The 19,105-nt window shown below is 71.7% G+C and carries 19 protein-coding genes; 3 read left to right on the forward strand and 16 right to left on the reverse strand.

The genetic code is table 11. The features are described from left to right. Positions 1 to 15: 15 nt before the first annotated feature. From ACFQGU_RS11400 to kdd, 8 genes are all read right to left on the reverse strand, one after another. Entirely contained in the window at positions 16 to 639 is a 624-nt protein-coding gene (locus ACFQGU_RS11400) for an L-threonylcarbamoyladenylate synthase (protein WP_386766739.1), read from the reverse strand. Between the two features lie 61 nt (positions 640 to 700). Next, positions 701 to 1,111 carry a hypothetical protein gene (locus tag ACFQGU_RS11405; protein ID WP_386766741.1) on the reverse strand — a complete coding sequence of 137 codons (411 nt, stop codon included), beginning with the start codon at positions 1,109 to 1,111 and terminating at the stop codon, positions 701 to 703. Beyond that, the gene (locus tag ACFQGU_RS11410; protein WP_386766743.1) at positions 1,108 to 1,554 is read right to left on the reverse strand and encodes a hypothetical protein; all 447 of its coding nucleotides are present in this window, start codon (positions 1,552 to 1,554) and stop codon (positions 1,108 to 1,110) included. Before ACFQGU_RS11410 ends, ACFQGU_RS11405 begins: the two co-directional genes overlap by 4 nt. Before the next feature lie 39 nt (positions 1,555 to 1,593). Further along, complete coding sequence (gene kal / locus ACFQGU_RS11415) at positions 1,594 to 1,983, reverse strand: 3-aminobutyryl-CoA ammonia lyase (RefSeq protein ID WP_386766745.1); 390 nt, start codon at positions 1,981 to 1,983, stop codon at positions 1,594 to 1,596. Positions 1,984 to 1,985: 2 nt separating this feature from the next. Continuing rightward, positions 1,986 to 2,750 carry a lysine 5,6-aminomutase subunit beta gene (kamE, locus tag ACFQGU_RS11420; RefSeq protein ID WP_386766747.1) on the reverse strand — a complete coding sequence of 255 codons (765 nt, stop codon included), beginning with the start codon at positions 2,748 to 2,750 and terminating at the stop codon, positions 1,986 to 1,988. Further along, positions 2,747 to 4,297 carry a lysine 5,6-aminomutase subunit alpha gene (kamD, locus tag ACFQGU_RS11425; RefSeq protein WP_386768249.1) on the reverse strand — a complete coding sequence of 517 codons (1,551 nt, stop codon included), beginning with the start codon at positions 4,295 to 4,297 and terminating at the stop codon, positions 2,747 to 2,749. Before kamD ends, kamE begins: the two co-directional genes overlap by 4 nt. 41 nt (positions 4,298 to 4,338) lie before the next feature. Further along, positions 4,339 to 5,889 (reverse strand): amidohydrolase, encoded by a 1,551-nt coding sequence (locus tag ACFQGU_RS11430; protein WP_386766749.1) that lies wholly within the window; start codon positions 5,887 to 5,889, stop codon positions 4,339 to 4,341. Further along, on the reverse strand, positions 5,886 to 6,938 hold the full coding sequence (gene kdd / locus ACFQGU_RS11435) for an L-erythro-3,5-diaminohexanoate dehydrogenase (protein ID WP_386768251.1): 1,053 nt from the start codon (positions 6,936 to 6,938) through the stop codon (positions 5,886 to 5,888). The genes ACFQGU_RS11430 and kdd overlap by 4 nt, the downstream gene beginning before the upstream one ends. Before the next feature lie 265 nt (positions 6,939 to 7,203). On the opposite strand from kdd, the gene ACFQGU_RS11440 reads away from it, so the two are divergent. Next, positions 7,204 to 8,622 carry a KamA family radical SAM protein gene (locus tag ACFQGU_RS11440; protein ID WP_449280327.1) on the forward strand — a complete coding sequence of 473 codons (1,419 nt, stop codon included), beginning with the start codon at positions 7,204 to 7,206 and terminating at the stop codon, positions 8,620 to 8,622. 30 nt (positions 8,623 to 8,652) lie between these two features. Here the strand turns inward: ACFQGU_RS11440 and ACFQGU_RS11445 are convergent, their stop codons facing one another. The 4 genes from ACFQGU_RS11445 to ACFQGU_RS11460 form a co-directional block, all read right to left on the reverse strand. Beyond that, positions 8,653 to 9,435 carry a hypothetical protein gene (locus ACFQGU_RS11445; protein WP_386766753.1) on the reverse strand — a complete coding sequence of 261 codons (783 nt, stop codon included), beginning with the start codon at positions 9,433 to 9,435 and terminating at the stop codon, positions 8,653 to 8,655. A 314-nt stretch (positions 9,436 to 9,749) separates the two neighbouring features. Continuing rightward, entirely contained in the window at positions 9,750 to 10,190 is a 441-nt protein-coding gene (locus ACFQGU_RS11450) for an Lrp/AsnC family transcriptional regulator (RefSeq protein WP_386766754.1), read from the reverse strand. 131 nt (positions 10,191 to 10,321) lie between these two features. Then, entirely contained in the window at positions 10,322 to 11,479 is a 1,158-nt protein-coding gene (locus tag ACFQGU_RS11455; RefSeq protein WP_386766756.1) for an acyl-CoA dehydrogenase family protein, read from the reverse strand. Continuing rightward, positions 11,480 to 12,595, reverse strand: a complete 1,116-nt coding sequence (locus ACFQGU_RS11460; protein WP_386766757.1) for a M24 family metallopeptidase — start codon at positions 12,593 to 12,595, stop codon at positions 11,480 to 11,482. A 46-nt stretch (positions 12,596 to 12,641) separates the two neighbouring features. Here ACFQGU_RS11460 and ACFQGU_RS11465 point away from each other — a divergent pair, with 46 nt between their 5' ends. Together ACFQGU_RS11465 and ACFQGU_RS11470 are read left to right on the forward strand one after the other, a co-directional pair. Next, entirely contained in the window at positions 12,642 to 13,001 is a 360-nt protein-coding gene (locus ACFQGU_RS11465) for a hypothetical protein (protein ID WP_386766758.1), read from the forward strand. Positions 13,002 to 13,021: 20 nt separating this feature from the next. Beyond that, positions 13,022 to 13,930: a 5'-3' exonuclease gene (locus tag ACFQGU_RS11470; protein WP_386768253.1), complete on the forward strand. Its 909-nt coding sequence runs from the start codon at positions 13,022 to 13,024 to the stop codon at positions 13,928 to 13,930. Between the two features lie 4 nt (positions 13,931 to 13,934). On the opposite strand, the gene ACFQGU_RS11475 is transcribed toward ACFQGU_RS11470, so the two are convergent. The 4 genes from ACFQGU_RS11475 to ACFQGU_RS11490 all read right to left on the reverse strand — a co-directional run bounded on the left by ACFQGU_RS11475 (position 13,935) and on the right by ACFQGU_RS11490 (position 19,076). After that, the gene (locus ACFQGU_RS11475) at positions 13,935 to 14,597 is read right to left on the reverse strand and encodes a hypothetical protein (protein ID WP_386766760.1); all 663 of its coding nucleotides are present in this window, start codon (positions 14,595 to 14,597) and stop codon (positions 13,935 to 13,937) included. A gap of 73 nt (positions 14,598 to 14,670) precedes the next feature. After that, positions 14,671 to 15,216 (reverse strand): GNAT family N-acetyltransferase, encoded by a 546-nt coding sequence (locus ACFQGU_RS11480; protein WP_386766762.1) that lies wholly within the window; start codon positions 15,214 to 15,216, stop codon positions 14,671 to 14,673. 36 nt (positions 15,217 to 15,252) lie between these two features. Continuing rightward, the gene (locus tag ACFQGU_RS11485; RefSeq protein WP_386766764.1) at positions 15,253 to 16,248 is read right to left on the reverse strand and encodes a DUF6174 domain-containing protein; all 996 of its coding nucleotides are present in this window, start codon (positions 16,246 to 16,248) and stop codon (positions 15,253 to 15,255) included. 77 nt (positions 16,249 to 16,325) lie between these two features. After that, positions 16,326 to 19,076: a DEAD/DEAH box helicase gene (locus tag ACFQGU_RS11490; RefSeq protein WP_386766766.1), complete on the reverse strand. Its 2,751-nt coding sequence runs from the start codon at positions 19,074 to 19,076 to the stop codon at positions 16,326 to 16,328. Between the last annotated feature and the right edge of the window lie 29 nt (positions 19,077 to 19,105).

Genomic DNA, 19,105 nt, shown 5'->3' on the forward strand with positions numbered 1-19,105 from the left:
GTTCGGGCCGCCCCGCTACTGCTCGAAGCGCGAGGGGTCGCCGGCGCCGTAGCGCAGGATCTCGGGCTCGGGCGTGGAGAGGTCGACGATGGTCGTCGGCTCCATCCCGCAGTCGCCGGAGTCGACCACGGCGTCCACGAGGTGGTCGAGGCGCTCCTTGATCTCCCAGCCCTGGGTCATCGGCTCCGCGTCACCGGGCAGGAAGAGCGTGCTCGACAGGAGGGGCTCCCCCAGCTCGGCGATGATCGCCTCGGTCACGGTGTGCTTCGGGATGCGTACGCCCACCGTGTGCTTCTTCGGGTGCAGCATCCGGCGCGGCACCTCGCGGGTCGCCGGAAGGATGAAGGTGTAGCTGCCGGGGGTCGCGGCCTTCACGGAGCGGAACATCGCGTTGCTGACCTGCACGTAGTGCCCGAGCTGGGCGAAGTCGGCGCACACCAGGGTGAAGTGGTGCTTGTCGTCGAGGTGCCGGATCTCCTTGATGCGCTGCAGCCCGGCGGCGTTGCCGACCATGCAGCCCAGCGCGTAGCAGGAGTCGGTGGGGTACGCGATCAGCCCGCCGTCGCGCAGCAGCTGCACGATCTGGCCGAGCGAGCGCGGCTGCGGGTTGTCCGGGTGCACGTCGAAGTAGCGGGCCACCGGACGACAGTACGTCGGTGGCGCCCGTGCTTTCGCGGCAACGCCCAGGTCGAGGGCAGCGTCACCCGCGCTGCAGCAACGACAGAGGGACCGGAGGGATGGTCTCGACCTTGCCGCGCAGGATCTTCACGAGCGAGAAGATCGACGTGTAGAGCCCCCAGGCGTACGCCGCGAGCACGACGGCCGAGATGATCGTGCCGGGCAGGATCTTGCTGACCGACAGGTAGAAGCCGAGCACGAACAGCCCGGCGTACACGAGCTGCACCAGCAGCGAGAGCCGGAACCAGTGCAGGGCGAACGGCCGGTCGCGCAGGAACAGGCGGAGGAACAGCGGGCCGATCACCGGGGCCGGCCACATGCAGCCGGCGCAGGCGATGGCGAACGCCGTGTCGCCGCCGGTCGGGTGGGTCAGCCGGTCCTCCGGCGGTGCGTCCTCGGGCCAGGCCAGCGAGTCGTCGTGGTTGCTGCTCACCCGCCCACCGTACGTGCTGCCCGGCTGCCGGCACTCGCGCAGGCCACCATCAGCGCCACGACGACGGGCACCATGAACAGCCCGACCGACAGGAGCGCGAGCACGGTGAACACTCCCAGCAGCGCCGTGAGCGCCCAGGCGCCGGCGCGCTGTCCCCTGCCCCCGACGCCTAGGAGGAGCCCCACGAGGAGCGTGACGGCGAGAGGGATGGCCAGGACGAGCACCGCGGTCCAGCCGTTGACCTGCACCAGGGTCGCCGTCCCCGTGATCTCCTCCGTGCCGCCCGACCCGTCCACGGTGGCCGACGAGCTCGAGTAGCCGTAGAGCGGCAGAGTGAAGGCCGCGAGCACGAGCAGCACCGACCACACCAGCGCGAGCACGAGCGCGACCCGGGCGGTGAACGGGAGCGACCGCTCGCGCACGAGCGGCTGGGTGTCGGCCATGCGCCGATGGTCCTCCGCTTCGTGCCCCGCGTCGAGGTGTCAGCCGGGGACGACGACCGTGCCGGTCGCCGTCGTCGCCACGATGGGCTCGTCGAGCACGGTGGCAGCCGACGCCGACACGGCCGGGGTCGCGCGGCAGACCACCCGCGCCTCGAACGCCACCGTGCGCGACCGGCGGCCGACACGCGTCACGGTGGCGGTGGCCTCGAGGACGTCGCCCCCCATGACCGGCGCATGGAACGTGACGACCTCGTAGGCGGCGAACAGGCCCTCGTCGCCGTCGGTGCGGATGCCCAGCTCGGTGGCGACGTCGCCGAACATGCCGAGCACGTAGGCGCCGTCGACGAGGTTGCCCCCGTAGTGCGCGTGCGAGTAGGGCACGTAGCGGCGGTGGGTCACGGAGACGCCGAGGCGCGGGTCGTCGGTCACGGTCAACCAGCCTTCTTCCGGGTCGAGGGTGCGGGGACGAGCGACGACACGAGGTACGAGGCGACCTCGCCCGGGGTCGTGCCCTTGCCGAAGATGCGGTCGACGCCGAGCTCGGCCGTCATCGACTCGTCGAAGCGCGGGCCGCCGACGACGAGCAGCGGCCGCTTGTCGCGCGGGAACGCCTCGCGGAAGGCGGCGCTCATCTCGCGGGTGTTGGTGAGGTGCGCGTCCCGCTGCGTGACCACCTGGGACACGAGCACGGCATCGGCCTTCGCGAGCCGCGACGCCTCGACGAGGTCGGGCACCGAGACCTGGGCGCCGAGGTTCACGACCGTGATCTCGGAGTAGTACTCGAGGCCCTTCTCGCCCGCGAAGCCCTTGATGTTGAGGATCGCGTCGATGCCCACGGTGTGCGCGTCGGTGCCGATGCACGCGCCCACCACGACGAGCGGCCGGTGCAGTCCCTTCTTGATCGCGGCGTTGATCTCCTTGGGCGACAGCAACGGGTAGTCGCGCTCGACCACCTGCACCTCGCGCACGTCGACCAGGTGCTGCACCGCGCCGTACACGACGAAGAAGGTGAAGTCGGGCCCCATCGCCTTGGCGTGCACGACCATGGCCGGGTCCATGCCCATCTTCTTGGCGAGCAGCAGAGCGGCTCCCTCGGCACGCTTGTCGTGCGGCAGCGGCAGGGTGAAGGACATCTGCACCATGCCGTCGCCCGTGGTGTCGCCGTACGGACGCACGATGTGCTTGCTCGCCCTCATCGGGTCGCCCCCTCCTCGAGCAGGTCCGACGCCGGGTTCACGTAGTCGGGCGCCTTCCTCACCACGCCGTCGAGACCGCGTCCGGCGTCGGCCGGGCGCTTCATGAGCCCGAAGGTGCCGTCGGCGATCGCGTTGAGCAGCGTGTCGTCGACGATGTCGTCGAGGAGGTCGACCGCCTCGCCGAGCACCTGTCGGGCTCGTCGGGCGATGAAGCCGTCCGGCGCCGGGCGGAAGTCCTCGCGCAGGTTGCCGGCCGCGTTGAAGACGTAGCGCACGTTCTGGAGCGCGAGGTCGCGGTCGGACAGCCACGGGGTGACGACGGCCTCGGTCATCATGCCGACGAGCAGGATCCCCTGGCCGGTGAGCGCCCCGGCGAGGTTGAAGAAGCCGTCGAGCAGGTAGCCGCGGAAGACGTCGCCCGTCATGTGCTTGGTGGGCGGCATCCACTTGAGCGGGGCCTCGGGGAACAGCGCGCGGGCGAGCATCGCGTGCGCGAGCTCGAGCCGGAACGAGTCGGGGATCTCGGGCACGATCTCGAACGCGTGCCCGAGGCCGAGCTGCCAGTCCTGCAGCCCCGCCTCCTTGGCGAAGAACTCGTTGAGCAGCTGGCTCACGGTCACCGTGTGCGCGGCGTCCACGGCGTCGGCCGTCGTGAGGTAGTTGTCCTCGCCCGTGTTGATGATGATGCCGGCGCGCGCGTGCACCTGGCGGCTGAACCTCTGGTCGACGAACGTGCGCACCGGGTTGATGTCGCGGAAGAGGATCCCGTACATCGAGTCGTTGAGCATCATGTCGAGCCGCTCGAGACCTGCGAGCGCTGCGATCTCGGGCATGCAGAGGCCGCTTGCGTAGTTCGTGAGGCGCACGTAGCGGCCGAGCTCCTTGCTCGTCTCGTCCAGCGCCGCGCGCATCAGCCGGAAGTTCGCCTGGGTCGCGTAGGTGCCGGCGTACCCCTCGCGGGTCGGGCCCTCGGGCACGTAGTCGAGCAACGACTGCCCGGTGGAACGGATCACCGCGATGACGTCCGCACCCTCGCGGGCCGCCGCCTGCGCCTGCGGCATGTCCTCGTAGATGTCGCCCGTGGCCACGATGAGGTAGATCCACGGCGAGGGCGGGTCTCCGTACGTGCCGATCATCCTGTCGCGGGCTGCGCGCTGGGCGTCGACCCGGCGGACGCCGGCCGCGATCTGCGCGCGGGCCTTGCGCGCGGCGGTGGAAGCGGCCTTCCCCTCCGGCAGGCGGAACTGCACCGAGCCGGCAGCGGCCTTCTGCGCCACCGTGAGCAGGTCGTCGCCGGTGCGGATCATGGCGTCCCACACGGGGATCGCGACACCGGTCTCGAGGCCGACCTGCTCGCGGACGACGTCGACGAGGCGGTTGACCCACGGGATGCCCTCGACGTCGGCGCCCTCGAGCCCTGCGAGGCGCAGGGTGGCACGCTCGACGGACACGGTGGTGTGCTGCTTGGCGAGCTTCACGACCGGTGCGCCGGCCTTGCGCGCCAGCGACCGGGCCTTGCGGATGGTGACGGGATCGAGGTCGAGCATCCGCCTCGGGTCGTTGGCTGCTGTGACGTACGGACTGCGGCTCACGCCGCCACCTCCTCGAGTGCGCCGGCGTCGTGCAGCACCGAGCCGCGCAGCACTGTGCGCAGGCAGGTGGGCGTGAAGCCGGTGGTCAGGTCGGGCCAGCCGTGCTCGTCGGTCGTCGCGACGGCCCAGATCGCGTATGTCGCGGGCGCTCCGACGGCGATGACGCCGGACTCCCGGTCGCCGACCGAGTCGTGGCCCGCACGCGTGTGCGCGTCGAACGCGCTCGCGACATCGATCCGCTGCGACTCCGTGCGGTGCAGGACCGCGCCCCGCACACCGCCCCAGGGGTCGAACGGCGTGACCGGCGAGTCGCTGCCGAGCACGAGCGGCACCCCGGCGCGCTGCAGGTCGCCGTACGGGTTGAGGCCGGGGCCACGAGCGGGCCCGAGGCGGTCGACGTACATGCCGTCGGTGCCGCCCCAGAACGCGTCGAACGCGGGCTGCACCGAGGCGATGACCCCATGCTCGGCGAGGACGGCGACGGCCTCGCCGTCGCACATCTCGGCATGCTCGAGCCGGTGCCGCAGAGCTCGGACAGCGTCCCGCCCGACCGCTGCCGCGGCCGCCCGCAGGCCTGCCACGACGGCGTCCATCGCGCCGTCGCCGATCACGTGGAAGCCCGCCTGCACGCCCTCGCGCGAGCACTGCACCAGGTGGTCGGCGATGCTCGCCGCGTCGATGTAGAGGGCGCCGTGCGTGTGCTCGTCGTGGTACTCGGTGCGCAGGCAGGCCGTGCGCGAGCCGATCGCACCGTCGATGGACAGGTCGCCGGCCGCGCCGTGAGCGCCGAGTCGGCGCATGACGTCGAGGCCGCCCGTGGAGGCGAGCTGGCCCCAGTAGACGACGACCTCGGGGAGCGTCTCGGCGCGCGCGAGCGCGAGGAGCGACGCGGCGTCGTCCTCCCCCGAGATGTCCGGCCCGGCCATCTCGTGCACGGCTGCGATCCCCTGCGCCGCAGCCGATCGCAGCGCGAGCCTCTGCACCTCGCTGGTCTGCGATCCGGTCACCGTGGCGAGCGCGGTGCCCCGGATCGCGTTGTGCGCCTCGCGGCGCACCCAGCCGTCCGCAGACCAGCCCTCGAGGCGCTCGGCCCCGGGGGTCGACGCCAGCATCGCGCCGCTGACCAGAGCCGAGTGGACATCGACGCGCGACAGGTAGACCAACGAGCCGTACGACGCGCGGTCGAGCTCGGACGCGGTCGGCAGCTCGCGGACGGGCCAGGTGGTCTCGTCCCAGCCGTGGCCGAGGATCGTGCGGCCGCGCAGCTGCTGCGTGCGGGCGGCGACGAGGTCGAGGAGGTCGGTCTTGGACCGCGCACCTGTGAGGTCGAGGCCGGCCAGCATGAGGCCGGTGTCGGTGGTGTGCACGTGACCGTCGACGAACGCAGGCATGAGGTGGGCGCCGTCGAGCTCGATGCGACGGTCGACCGCCGGCGCCGCGCCGCGCGAACCGATCCACGCTAGGACGCCGTCGCGGACGACCACGTCGAGGTCGCGAACCGCACCTTCGTGCAGCACCCGACCGCCCGCCAGGAGCGTGCTCGTCACAGGTGACCCTCCGCCGCGAGCCGCTCGTTGAACAGGGTCTGGATCCCCGGCTCGGTCCGCAGCAGGTCGAACGCCATCTCGGCGTGACCCGGGGTGAAGCCGTTGCCGATCAGCATGGTCACGTCGGCGGCGAGGCCCTCCGCGCCGAGCGCCGCCGTGGCGAACGACGTCGCCATCGAGAAGAAGATGATCGTGCCGCCGTCGCCGCACGACAGGATCGCGCCGTGCTCGCAGCCGGGGACGTCGACGCACACCACCACGACGTCGGCGACGTCGCCCAGCGCGTTCTCGATCGCGTCCGACAACCCGACCGGGTCGCGCGCGTCGGCGAGGGCCACGTTGTCGGCGAGGCCGAGCCGCTCGAGGGTCTCGGCCTCGCGCATCACCGGGACCACGCCGACCGTGCGGGCCGCACCGGCACGGCGGGCGGCAGCCAGGGACAGCGAGCCGCTCTTGCCCGCTCCTCCGACGACGGCGACGGTCGGGGCCTTGCCGGCCTCGACGTAGCGGCGGACGACGCGGGCGGTGAGCGCCGGCGCGCCGCAGACGTCCATCACCATCATCGCCAGCCGGCCCGGCAGGTCCGTGGGCACCTTGGCGAGGATCGTGCGGTCGAACAGGATCGCGTGGCCGTCGCACGGGATCTGCTCGCCCGTGCCGTCCCAGTCGCGCAGGTCGTCGTCGATCTGCAGCGGGGTGAGCGTGAGCGACACGAGCGTGGTGATCTGGTCGCCGACGGAGATCTCGTGGTGGTGGCTCTGCGGCCCGACGGCCTCGACGACGCCGACGAGCATGCCGCCCGACCCGGTGACCGGGTTGTGCATCTTGCCGCGGGTCCGCACGATCTCGAGCACCTCGGCGCGCACGGCGTCGCCGTCGCCGAAGTGCTTGTCGGACAGCTGCCGGAAGCTCGCGGCGTCGAGGTTGAGGCGCTGGACCCGGACGCGGATCTCCCCGGGGTGTAGGTCGGGGCTGGGGTCGAGGCGCCACGCAGCCTGCGGCAGCACGCCGCTCGGCTCGAGGACGCGGTGCAGACCGACCGGGCTCACCGGATGACGGGGGCTCACGCGCACTGATCCTTCCCTGCGGCGACGCCGCTGTCTCGGGACGCGCCAGGAAGGCACTCCATGCCGGAAGTAACGGGACGATCTCGCCCGTGATCACACTACGGGCGCAAATCCTTGCGTCGGATGATGCCAGATCCGGACGATGTCCCGTATCCTCGCGCCAGGATCACGCGCGTGTCCGGTCGACGGCCGGCCGCGCGTTCGCGACGCACCGGAGGATGACGTGACCGAGACCCTCGCCAACGCCGTGGCCGCGGCGGACGGGCTCGCCCTGCCGCAGCCCTACGTCTACCGCCACAACCCTCTGGTCGAGCCCGACTGGCGCCGCTTCCCGGGATGGAAGGACGTCACGGACGACGAGTGGCGCTCCGCCCAGTGGCAGCGCAGCCACTGCGTGAAGAACGTCGCCCAGCTGCGCGGGGTGGTCGGCGACCTGCTCGACGAGCGGTTCTACGCCGACCTCGAGGCCGACATCACCGATGCCGCCACGATGTCGATGCTCGTCCCGCCGCAGATGGTCAACACCATGGCGCCCACCGTGTCGCCCGCCGGCCCCGGCTCGCTCACCGAGGCGTGGTACGCCGACCCGGTGCGCCGCTACATGCTGCCGGTGCTGAGCGATCGGCGTACCGACTGGACGTCGCACCCGCACGCCACACGTGACTCGCTGCACGAGCACGAGATGTGGGCGGTCGAGGGCCTCACGCACCGCTACCCCACCAAGGTGCTCGCCGAGCTGCTCACCACGTGCCCGCAGTACTGCGGCCACTGCACGCGCATGGACCTCGTGGGCAACTCCACCCCGCAGGTCGAGAAGCTGAAGTTCGTCGCCAAGCCCGACACCCGCCTCGCCGACATGCTCGACTACCTGCGCCGCTCCCCCGGCGTGCGCGACGTGGTCGTCTCCGGCGGCGACGTCGCCAACATGCCGTGGGCGCGTCTCGAGCAGTTCGTCTCCGCCTTGCTCGAGATCGAGAACGTGCGCGACATCCGCCTGGCGTCCAAGGCGTTCGCGGCGCTTCCGCAGCACTGGCTGCAGGACGACGTCCGCGCCGGCATGGAGCGCGTGGCGACGACCGCACGCAAGCGCGGGGTGGGCCTCGCCATCCACACGCACGTGAACTCCGCCAACACCGTCACGCCGCTCGTCGCCGAGGCGACGCGCGCGATGCTCGAGGTCGGCGTCCGCGACGTCCGCAACCAGGGCGTGCTCATGCGCGGGGTCAACGACTCCGTCGACAAGCTGCTCGACCTCTGCTTCGGCCTGCTCGATGGCGCCGGGATCATGCCGTACTACTTCTACATGTGCGACATGATCCCCAACGCCGAGCACTGGCGGCTCGCGGTGTGGGAGGCACAGGCGCTGCAGCACGGGATCATGGGCTACCTGCCCGGGTTCGCGACGCCGCGCATCGTCTGCGACGTGCCGTACGTCGGCAAGCGCTGGGTCCACCAGGTGCACGAGTACGACCGCGAGCGCGGGATCACCTACTGGACGAAGAACTACCGCACCGGCATCGAAACCGCCGACTCGGCAGCCCTCGAGCGGACGTACGAGTACTACGACCCGATCCACACGCTGCCCGAGGCCGGCCAGGACTGGTGGCGCCTGCACGCGGCCGACTCGGTCGCCGCTGCCGACGCCAGCCGCGAGGTCCACTCCTGACCCACCGATTCGGTAGTGCAAACTCGCGCTCTACTGCGACTTTCCACTACCGAATCGGGCTTCCGCGGCTGTCCTGATCCGCGCGAACTGGGAGACGATCCTGACCTCGTCGCAGACGAGCACCTGGGCCGGCACATGCAGCACCTGATGTCCGAGCGCCACGGCGGCCGCGTCCTTCGCGAGGTCGGCGGCGCGGCGGGCGGGATCGTCGTGCGTGGGCCCGTCGACCTCGATGAGCAGCAGTGAGCCGTCGGGCAGATCGACCGCCAGGTCGTAGCGGCGTACGCCTTCGGGCGTCTGTAGAACGTGCTGACGACGGAAGGACGTGAGGCCCGCACGACGCAGCAGCGCGCCGACGGTCACCTCGGTCAACGCGTCGGCGCCGTCCGCCGCGTGCTCAGCCGCTTCCCGGATCGTGTCGACGAAGCGCACCTTCGTCAGTCGCGCGAGGCAGTCCACAACACCCTCTGGCGTGACGATGCCCTGCTGGACCGCGGCGAGGACGAGACCCGCCGCGCGCCTTCGACCACGTTGCCGCGAGGCGGCATCGATCGTGGCGCGCGCGGTGGTCACGCAAGCAAGGCCTCCGACCGTGGTGAGGTCGATCGTGTCGAGATGGCGTGTGTGGTGGACCCGGACACCTGGGAGCGGTGATACCACCACGCCGTGCGGGACGAGGATCTCGACGTCCGCGGTACTCCAGCGGGTGAAGCCTCTCAGCTCGAGAGCAGTCAGGGCATCGAGCGCCGCGCGCTCACCGGCATGGAGCAGCGCTGCGTGCCCCATCTGCTCGACGGAGAGCGCTCCGGTCATGAGTGCCAGGACTCGCGGACCGACCGGCTGCCATCGCTGGGCCCTGACCTGGCTGCGAGCATGATCATGGCTCACACCCAATGCCAGCAGCTGGTCCCGATGAACGAGCCCGGCTTGTGACTCGGCGAGCTCGAGGAGCCCAGGGACAAGGGCGAGTGGCTGAGTACGACCCGTCATGGGCACAGGCTGGGCAGGCGACGACGGACCGAGCCCTCGGTCGCTGGTCCAGCTGGGGATACCACGCCGTGATGCCGTCCCTGTGGGCCGACTTGGTGGTGGAATCTCGCGCTCTGCTGCGACTTCCCACTACCAAATCAGAGGGCGGGCGGGCGGTTCTCGTACGGCGTGGAGAGTACGACGCTCGTGCGCGTGGAGACGTTGGCCTTGGCGCGGATCTCAGCCAGCAGCAGCTCGAGGTCGGCGGGGCTGCCCACCCGCACCTTGAGCACGTACGACTCGTCACCCGCGACCGAGTGGCAGGCCTCGATGGCGCTGACAGCCTCGAGCCGATGCGGCGCGTCGTCCGGCGCAGCGGGGTCGATGGGCTTGATCGAGATGAGGGCGGTGAGCGGGAGCCCGAGCTGGTCGTGGTCGACCACGATCGTGTAGCCCTTGATGACCCCGCGCTGCTCGAGGCGGCGAACCCGCTGGTGGACGGCGGACGTCGAGAGCCCCGTGGCCTTGCCGAGGTCGGTGTACGACATGCGGCCGTCGCCCGCCAGCAGGCGCACGATCGCCTGGTCGATCTCCTCCACGAACGCACAGCCCTTCGTCCCGACCGGCCCGCACGACCGGATCTCCGGCACAACCTACCGAGAGGCGCACGGATGTCCCGCCCGATACCCGGATCGTGACCACTACCGGCGGGTAGCGAGAGGGGCCCGCCTCAGGAGGTGAGCGACCGCCCGATGACCATGCGCTGGACCTGGTTGGTGCCCTCGACGATCTGCAGCACCTTGGCCTCGCGCATGTAGCGCTCGACCGGGAAGTCCTCGACGTAGCCGTAGCCCCCGAACACCTGCACGGCATCCGTCGTCACCTTCATGGCGACGTCGGTCGCGAAGAGCTTGGCCTTGGCCGCCTCGACCGAGAACGGCATTCCGCGGTCCTTGCGACGCGCGGCCTCGAGCACGAGCGCGCGGGCGGCCGACACCTGCGTCGCCATGTCGGCGAGCATGAACGCGATCCCCTGGAACTCGCCGATGGCCCGGCCGAACTGGCGCCGCTCCTTCGCGTACGCCGAGGCCGCGTCGACCGCGGCCTGCGCGAGCCCGACGGCGCACGCGGCGATGCCGAGGCGGCCGGAGTCGAGCGCGGCGAGCGCGATCTTGAAGCCCTGGCCCTCCACGCCGACCAGCTGCGACGCCGGCACCCTCGCGGAGTCGAGCAGCACCTGCGCGGTGCGCGACGCCTTGGCACCCATCTTGCGCTCGGGCGGCGCGCTGGACAGACCGGCCGTGTCGGCCGACGCGACGAGGCAGGAGATGCCGCGGGCGCCGTCGTCCGAGGTGCGCACCATGAGGTTGTAGAAGTCCGCCACTCCCCCGTGCGTGATCCACGCCTTGGTCCCGTCGACGACGTAGTCGTCGCCGTCGCGCACCGCTCGGGTCACGAGCGCGGCGGCGTCCGAGCCCGACGACGGCTCCGACAGGCAGTAGGCACCGAGCTGGTCGCCGCCGAGCATGCCCGGCAGCCACCGCGCCTTCTGCTCGTCGGTGCCGTACTCCGCCACCGGGAAGCAGGCGAGCGAGTGCACCGACACCGAGATCGCGACCGACAGCCAGGCGCCGGCGAGCTCCTCGAGCACCTGCAGGTAGACCTCGTACGGCTGGCCTCCGCCACCGATCTCCTCGGCGTACGGCAGCGACAGCAGCCCTGCGGCACCGAGCACCCGCAGCTCGTCGCGGAAGAACGTGCCGTCGTGCTCGTACTGCGCCACCTTCGGTGCGAGCTCGGCGTCGGCGATCTCGCGGACGAGGTCGAGCAGCGCGACCGACTCCTCCGTCGGGAGCATGCGGGACGCCGGCGTCACGGACAGCGCCATCTAGACCACCACCAGCTCGCGCGGGCTGTGGTTGACCCGCTCGCCCGCCGACTCGCCGCACACGACGATGTCCTCGATGCGCGCTCCGTGCTGCCCGGGCAGGTAGATGCCGGGCTCGATCGAGAACGCCATGCCCGGCTCGAGCAGCTCGGTGTTGCCCGTGACGATGTACGGCTCCTCGTGCGTCTCGAGGCCGATGCCGTGGCCGGTGCGGTGCACGAAGTACTCGCCGTACCCCGCGGCCTCGATCACCGAGCGCGCGGCGGCGTCGACCGACTCGCACGTGACCCCGGGGCGCACGTGCTCGCACGCCGCGATCTGAGCCTCGAGCAGCACCTCGTAGTACGACGCGAACTCGGCCGGCGGTTCGCCCACGGAGTAGGTGCGCGTCTCGTCGGAGCAGTAGCCGTCGGGCATGGTGCCGCCGATGTCGACGACGACCGGCTCGCCTGCCTGGATCACGCGGTCGGACAGCTCGTGGTGGGGGCTGGCGCCGTTCGGGCCGCTGCCCACGATGACGAAGTCGACCGACACATGGCCCTCGGCGAGGATCGCGTCGGCGATGTCCTTGCCCACCTCGCGCTCGGTGCGCCCCGCCCGCAGCCACTGCGGCACCTGCGCGTGGACGCGGTCGATGGCCGCGCCCGCGCGACGCAGCGCCTCGACCTCGTCCGGCGTCTTGCGCATGCGGAGCTCGCGGAGCACCGTGCCCGCCAGCATCTGGTCGACGCCCGGCATGGCCGCGCGCAGGCGCAGCACCTTCTCGGCCCACATGTGGTTGTCGAGTGCCGCACGCCCGCGCTCGGGCAGCAGCGAGCCGACGAGCATGAACGGGTCGTCGGTCTCCTGCCAGGTGAGGATGTCGATGCCGAGGTCTCCGATCGGGCTCGCCAGCGCGGCCGGCTTCTCGAGGAACGGCACCACGATCGTGGGGTCGCCCTCGGCCCGGAGCACGAGGCAGGTGAGCCGCTCGAGCGGGATCGCGTCGTACCCGGTGAGGTAGCGCAGGTCCGGCCCAGGGCTCACGAGAAGGGCGTCGACCTCCTGCGCCGCGGTGGCCCGCTGGGCCCGGGCGAGACGGTCGGCGAGGTCGGTGATCGGCGGGTGGTTGCTCACGACGGCGACCCTACGCCGAGCGCGCTGCCCTGACAGACTTCGGCGCATGTGGGTCACCCCTGATGGCGTCCAGCACGTGCTGGCGCTCCCCGAGCCGGCCGAGGTGCTCACGCCCCGGGCGCTCACGTCGTACGCCGCCCTCGTCGCCTCGACGCCGCGCGAGGACCTCGAGCTCGCGCTGGACGACCGGCTCCTGGCCCTGGCCGATCACGGCTTCGAGCCCGACCCGGGCGGCCTGTTCGTGGAGCGTGCACCGGCCGAAGGGCTCCTCGACGGCGACCTCGGCAGCCTCGGCGGGCTCGACGCAGCCCTCGCCTCGATCGACCCGCGCTGGCAGGTGGACCTGCTCTACGCCCTGCACGCCCTGCTGGCCCTGCCCGCCGACGGGACGGAGAACCCGCGATGACCGATCGCAGCCCCAAGCTGATGCTGCTGGACTCCGCGTCCCTGTACTTCCGCGCCTACTACGGCGTGAAGGAGGACGTCGTCTCCCCCGACGGCATCCCCGTGAACGCCGTCCGCGGGTTCCTCGACTCGATCACGCGTCTCGTCTCCGACCACTCGCCCACGCACGTCGTCGCCTGCTGGGACGACGACTGGCGACCCACGTTCCGCACCGACGCGATCCCGTCCTACAAGGCCCACCGCGTGGCCGACCCCGCGGCGAACGCCGAGGAGGTGCCCGACACCCTCGAGCCGCAGGTGCCGGTGATCGCCGACGTGCTCGCCGCGCTCGGCATCGCCCGCATAGGAGCGCCGGGCTACGAGGCAGACGACGTGATCGGCACCCTGGCGGTGCACGCGACCATGCCCGTGGACGTCGTGACCGGCGACCGCGACCTGTTCCAGCTCGTCGACGACGACCGCGGCGTACGGATCATCTACACGGCGAAGGGCGGCGTCGGACGTCCCGACCTCGTCACCGAGGGCTTCGTCGAGGCGAAGTACGGCATCCCGGGTCGGTCGTACGCCGACTTCGCGGCGCTGCGCGGCGACCCGTCCGACGGCCTGCCCGGCGTGCCCGGGGTCGGCGAGAAGACCGCGGCGCAGCTGATCACGACGTACGGGTCGCTCGCCGCCGTGATCGCGGCCGCCGACGCCGGCGACCCGGCGGTACGCGCGACGGTGCACGCCAAGATCGTCGCGGCCGCGGACTATCTCGCGGTCGCGCCGCTCGTGGTGCAGGTCGCGACCGACGTACCGGTACCCGAGCACGATGCGACGCTGCACGCGGAGCCGGCCGACCCCGACGGCCTCTCCTACCTCACCGAGCGCTGGGGCCTCACGAGCTCTGTCGATCGTCTCCTGAAGGCCCTGCGACGCAACGCGTCCTGATCGTTCAGGACGCGGAGGCCGACGGCGACGGCGAGCCGCTCTCGCCCACGACCTCGGTGAGCCCGGCCGCCGCCATGTACAGCACGGACAGGCGCTGGGCAGCCTCGGTGCCGGCGGACCACACGAGGATCATGTCGGTGTTGGTGAGGAAGCCCACCGCGGTGATCTGCGACTTCCGCGCCTGCTCGACCTGGGCGACGGGGACGCCGTTGAGGGTGCCGGTGACCGCCTCCTTGCCGCCGAAGCCGCCCACCATGAAGGTCAGCAGCTGCGCCTTGGCGGTGACCGGCACGTCGTCGCGGAACCGCCAGACCTGGACGCCGCCCACCTCCTGGCCGCCGAACATCAGCTGCCGGGCGATCGCGCCGGAGAACACGCGGGACACCGACGGGTTGGCCCCCTGCGACTGCACCTGGCCGTCCTGGCCGTCCGCGGTGACGTAGGCGAAGTCGGGGAGCGTCGCGAGGGCCGACTCGGGGAGGATCTCGAAGGTGTCGACCGCCGTGCCGGACGGTGACGCGGACGGGCTGGTGGTCGGCTCGGGCGACGTCGAGGCCGACGTCGAGGAGGCGGTTGCCGACGGCTCGCCGGCGGCGCTGCCGCTGCATCCGGCGGTCAGGAGCGCAGCAGCCAGGACGACGCCGGTCACGGCGGTGGGACGGAGCACGGACGGACCTCCTCAGGGTCCTGTCACGCTACCCCGGCTCTGCGGGATCCCTGGAATCGGCGTCACAGCATGGTCACGGCCGCTCGTGCGCGAGCAGGGCCCAGATCGCGAGGTCGCCCCATTCGCCCCGGAACCACGACTCCTCGCGCAGGTGGGCCTCCTGGCGCATGCCCAGGGCGGCGGCGAGCCGGGCCGACCGGTGGTTGCGAGGGTCGAGCTGGGCCCACACGCGATGGGCCCCGAGCAGGTCGAAGGCGACGTCGACCAGCGCCGCAGCCGACTCGCGCGCGAAGCCGAGCCCCTGGACGTCCGGGTGGAAGATCCAGCCGATCTCCGCCTGCGCGTTCTCCAGCGAGCTCCACTTCAGCGTGAGGTCGCCCACGACCCGGCCCTCGTGCTCGACCGCGAGGTGCACGACGTCGCCGTCGGCCTCGACCCGGGTGCGTCCCGCGCGCTCGGTCACGAGCTCGGCGATGCGCTCGCGCGGCTGCGGGTCGAACATCAGGTAGCGCGTGACGTCGTCGAGGCTGCGGTAGGCGTGGATGTCGTCGACGTCGCCGGGTGCCCAGGCCCGCAGGAGCAGGCGCTCGGTCACGACGGGCAGGGGGACGGCGGTCACGTGCTGAGCCTCCCACCCGCACCCGGCGTCGACCGGTCAGACGGGCAGCGCGTCGACCGCGTACGACGCGGAGCCCGTGTCGCCGTCGATCCCGGTGACCACCTCGAGCACGAGCACGAGGCGCGCGCCGGCGGCGCCGCCCAGCTCGGCCGCGACGTCCGCCGGAAGGTCCGCTGCGTAGACCGTCGGCCCGTAGTCGTCGGTGCAGGCCGTGGCGGGCGGCACGGTGGCGTCGACGTCGACCACCGCGGTCACGACCGCCGGCTGCCGGCCGGTCGCAAGCGTCGTGCCGACGATGCGCAACGAGGTGGGGACGTCGGGGCACGATCCCGAGCCCCAGAGCCCGAGGTAGACCTGGGAGCCGCCGGCGGCGGTCACCACCATGGCCTGGGCGTTGCCCTGACCGGGCTGGGGGAAATCCGCGGGGAACGAGGCGCCGGCCGGAGGGTCGGCCACGGCCCAGGTCGAGGACGCATCCGGCGCCGGGAGGTCCTCGGAGGCCGTGGCGAACGTGACCGAGTAGCCGTGCTCGTCGTCGGCGGCGTTCTCGATCTGGTCGATCCAGATGCGCAGCGGCACCCCCCGCCGGTCGTACGTCACCGTGCTCGACGCGGCGTCGGCACTCCCGGCCACGACCCCGTGCAGGTCCTCGACCGTGCGCGGGAAGCCCTCGAGCAGCGTGGGCGCGACCGCGCCGCCGGAGTTGTCGGTGCTGGTGGCGGTCTCCTCGACCACCTTCCCGTCCTTGACGACCACGGTGAGGGAGATGCCCGGGCAGAAGCACTGCTGGACGATCGTCAGCTGGTACTCCCCCGTGCTGGCGGGCGAGGAGGACCAGGCGGCCCGGGCCGCGTCGAGCGTGGTGACGGTCGCCGGGGCGCTGGGCACGGGCGAGGTGGGGCTGCCCGAGCCTCCTGGCCCCGCCACCTGGGTGCCGCAGCCCGCGAGCACGAGCGCCCCGGCCAGGAGCGCAGGCACGGCGGCGCGACGCAGCCCTGGTCGACGCAGTGCCGTGAGCGGTGATCGGGTCATGGCTGGTCCTCCACGTGATCCGCAGGGCACGGGGCCCGTCAGCGCTGTGACGCCGCTCACGGGAGCGCGGTTCCGTCTCAGACCGAGGAGAACGAGACCACGCCGCGCTTGACCGCGTCCACGGCCTCGCGGGCGGTGCGTGCGAGGTGGTTGCCGTCGGGGGTGTTGTGCGACCCTGCGGCGTCGGCGATCTGCCCCAGGAGGTCGGCGAGCTGCTTGCACCACCGCACGAAGTCGCCCGCCTGCAGCTCGGTGTCGCGCAGCACCGACTCGAGCCGGTGCCCGCTCGCCCAGCGGTACGCCGCCCAGGCGAAGCCCAGGTCGGGCTCGCGCAGGAACTGCACGTGCTCCTCCGCCTCGAGCTTGCTCAGCTCGCTCCAGAGCTTCACCGTCTCGGCGATGACGTCGCGGGCCGCGCCCTCAGGCAGCCTCGGCGGGATGGCGTCGTCCGGCTGGCGCGCCTCGAACACCAGCACCGACGCGCACGCGGCGAGCTCGGCGGCGGTGAGGCCGTTCCACAGGCCCTGCCGCAGGCACTCGGCGGCCACCAGGTCCATGTCGTTATAGAGGCGCTGGAGCATCCGCCCGGCGTCGGTCACCTGGGCCGTGTCGTCGGCCGCAGTGAGGTAGCCGAGCTCGGTGAGGATCGCGCAGACCCGGTCGAACTGCCGCGCGATCGAGTTGGTGCGGCTCTCAACCCGGCGCTCGAGGCCGCGCGTCTCGCGCAGCAGCCGGTGGTAGCGCTCGGCCCACCGCGCGTGCGCCTCGCGCTCGTCGCACCCGTGGCACGGGTGCTGCCGGATCTGCCGGCGGAGCTCGAGCACCTGCGAGTCCTCGCCCTGGTCGCCCTTGGGCTTGCGCGGCTTGTCCACCCGGATGTCGCCGACGAGGTCCTTGAGCTTGGCGGCGAGGTCGCGGCGCGAGTTGGCCGACCGCGGGTTGAAGAGCTTGGGGATGCGCATGCTCTCCAGGGGCTCGACGGGCGCAGGGAAGTCCAGCACCGAGAGCCGCTTCACCTGCCGGTCGAGGGTGAGCACGGTGGGTCGCGGCTCGTCCTTGTCGGTGAGGCCCGGGTCGAGCACGACCGCCACACCGGAGCGTCGCCCGGCCGGCACCATGATCACGTCGCCGGGCTTGAGCCTGGCCAGCGCAGCCCCCGCCGCGGCACGTCGACGCACGGCGCCGTCGCGCGTCAGCTCCTTCTCGCGGTCGGTGAGCCGGCGGCGCAGCTCGGCGTACTCCGCGAAGTCGCCGAGATGGCACTCCATCGCGTCGTGGTAGCCGTCGAGCGCCTCCTCCTGCTTGCGCACCTGCTTGGCGAGCCCGACGACCGCGCGGTCGGCCTGGAACTGCGCGAACGACGTCTCGAGCAGCTCGCGCGCAGCGTGGTGGCCGAAGGATCCGACGAGGTTGACGGCCATGTTGTACGACGGCTTGAACGACGAGCGCAGAGGGTAGGTGCGCGTCGAGGCCAGACCGGCGAGGGCGCTCGGGTCGAAACCCTGGTGCCACACGACGACGGCGTTGCCCTCGACGTCGATGCCACGACGACCGGCGCGGCCGGTGAGCTGGGTGTACTCCCCCGGCGTCACGTCGGCGTGCGTCTCGCCGTTCCACTTCACGAGCTTCTCGAGCACCACGCTCTTGGCGGGCATGTTGATGCCGAGGGCGAGGGTCTCGGTCGCGAAGACCATCTTCACGAGCCCCTTCTGGAAGAGGTCCTCGACCGTCTCCTTGAAGGTGGGCAGCATGCCCGCGTGGTGGGCGGCGAAGCCGCGCTCGAGCCCGTCGAGCCACTCGAGGTAGCCCAGCACCATGAGGTCTTCCTGCGGGAGGTCGGCGCAGCGGTGCTCGACGATGCCGCGGATCTGCAGGCGCTCGTCGTTGCTGGTGAGCCGCAGGCCCGCAGCGAGGCACTGCTCGACCGCGGCCGCGCAGCCGACCCGGCTGAAGATGAACGTGATCGCCGGCAGCAGCCGCTCCCGGTTGAGGCGCTCCACCATCTCGGGCCGGAGCGGCATCAGCGCGCTGCGGTTGCGCTTGCCGCCGCGACCCGGACGACCCGCGGATCCGTCCCGGGCCATCTTCTGCACCCGCTCGTCCTCGCGGGCCATGCGCACGAGCTCGGGGTTGACCCGCGTCTGGTCGTCGTCGACGAAGAGGTCGTAGAGCCGGTCGCCCGCCATGACGTGCTGCCAGAGCGGCACGGGCCGGTGCTCCTCCACCACGATCTGCGTCTCGCCGCGGACGGTGGACAGCCACTCTCCGAACTCCTCGGCGTTGCTCACGGTCGCCGAGAGAGCGACCACCGCCACGTGCTCGGGCAGGTGGATGATCACCTCCTCCCAGACCGCGCCGCGGAAGCGGTCGGCGAGGTAGTGCACCTCATCCATCACCACGTACGACAGGCCGCCGAGGGTGTGCGAGCCGGCGTAGATCATGTTGCGGAGGACCTCGGTCGTCATGACGACGACAGGTGCCTCTCCGTTGACCGAGTTGTCCCCGGTGAGCAGCCCGACCTTGGCGGCGCCGTACCGCGCGACGAGGTCGTGGTACTTCTGGTTCGACAGGGCCTTGATCGGGGCCGTGTAGAAGCACTTGGTGCCCGAGCGCAGGGCCAGGTGGACGGCGAACTCGCCGACGATGGTCTTGCCGGCGCCGGTCGGCGCGGCCACGAGGACCCCTGACCCGTCCTCGAGCGCCCGGCAGGCGTCGATCTGGAACTGGTCGAGCTCGAAGTCGTAGAGGCCCCGGAACTCGTGCAGAGCGGACTTCTCGTCCTCCGCCCGCTGGCGGGAGGCGACGTAGCGCTCGGCGGGCGAGTCCATACCGCAAACCTATGTCGTGCCGGGCCGGA

Origin of the sequence: Longivirga aurantiaca (assembly GCF_042660085.1) — a bacterium.
GTDB lineage: Bacteria > Actinomycetota > Actinomycetes > S36-B12 > CAIYMF01 > Longivirga > Longivirga aurantiaca.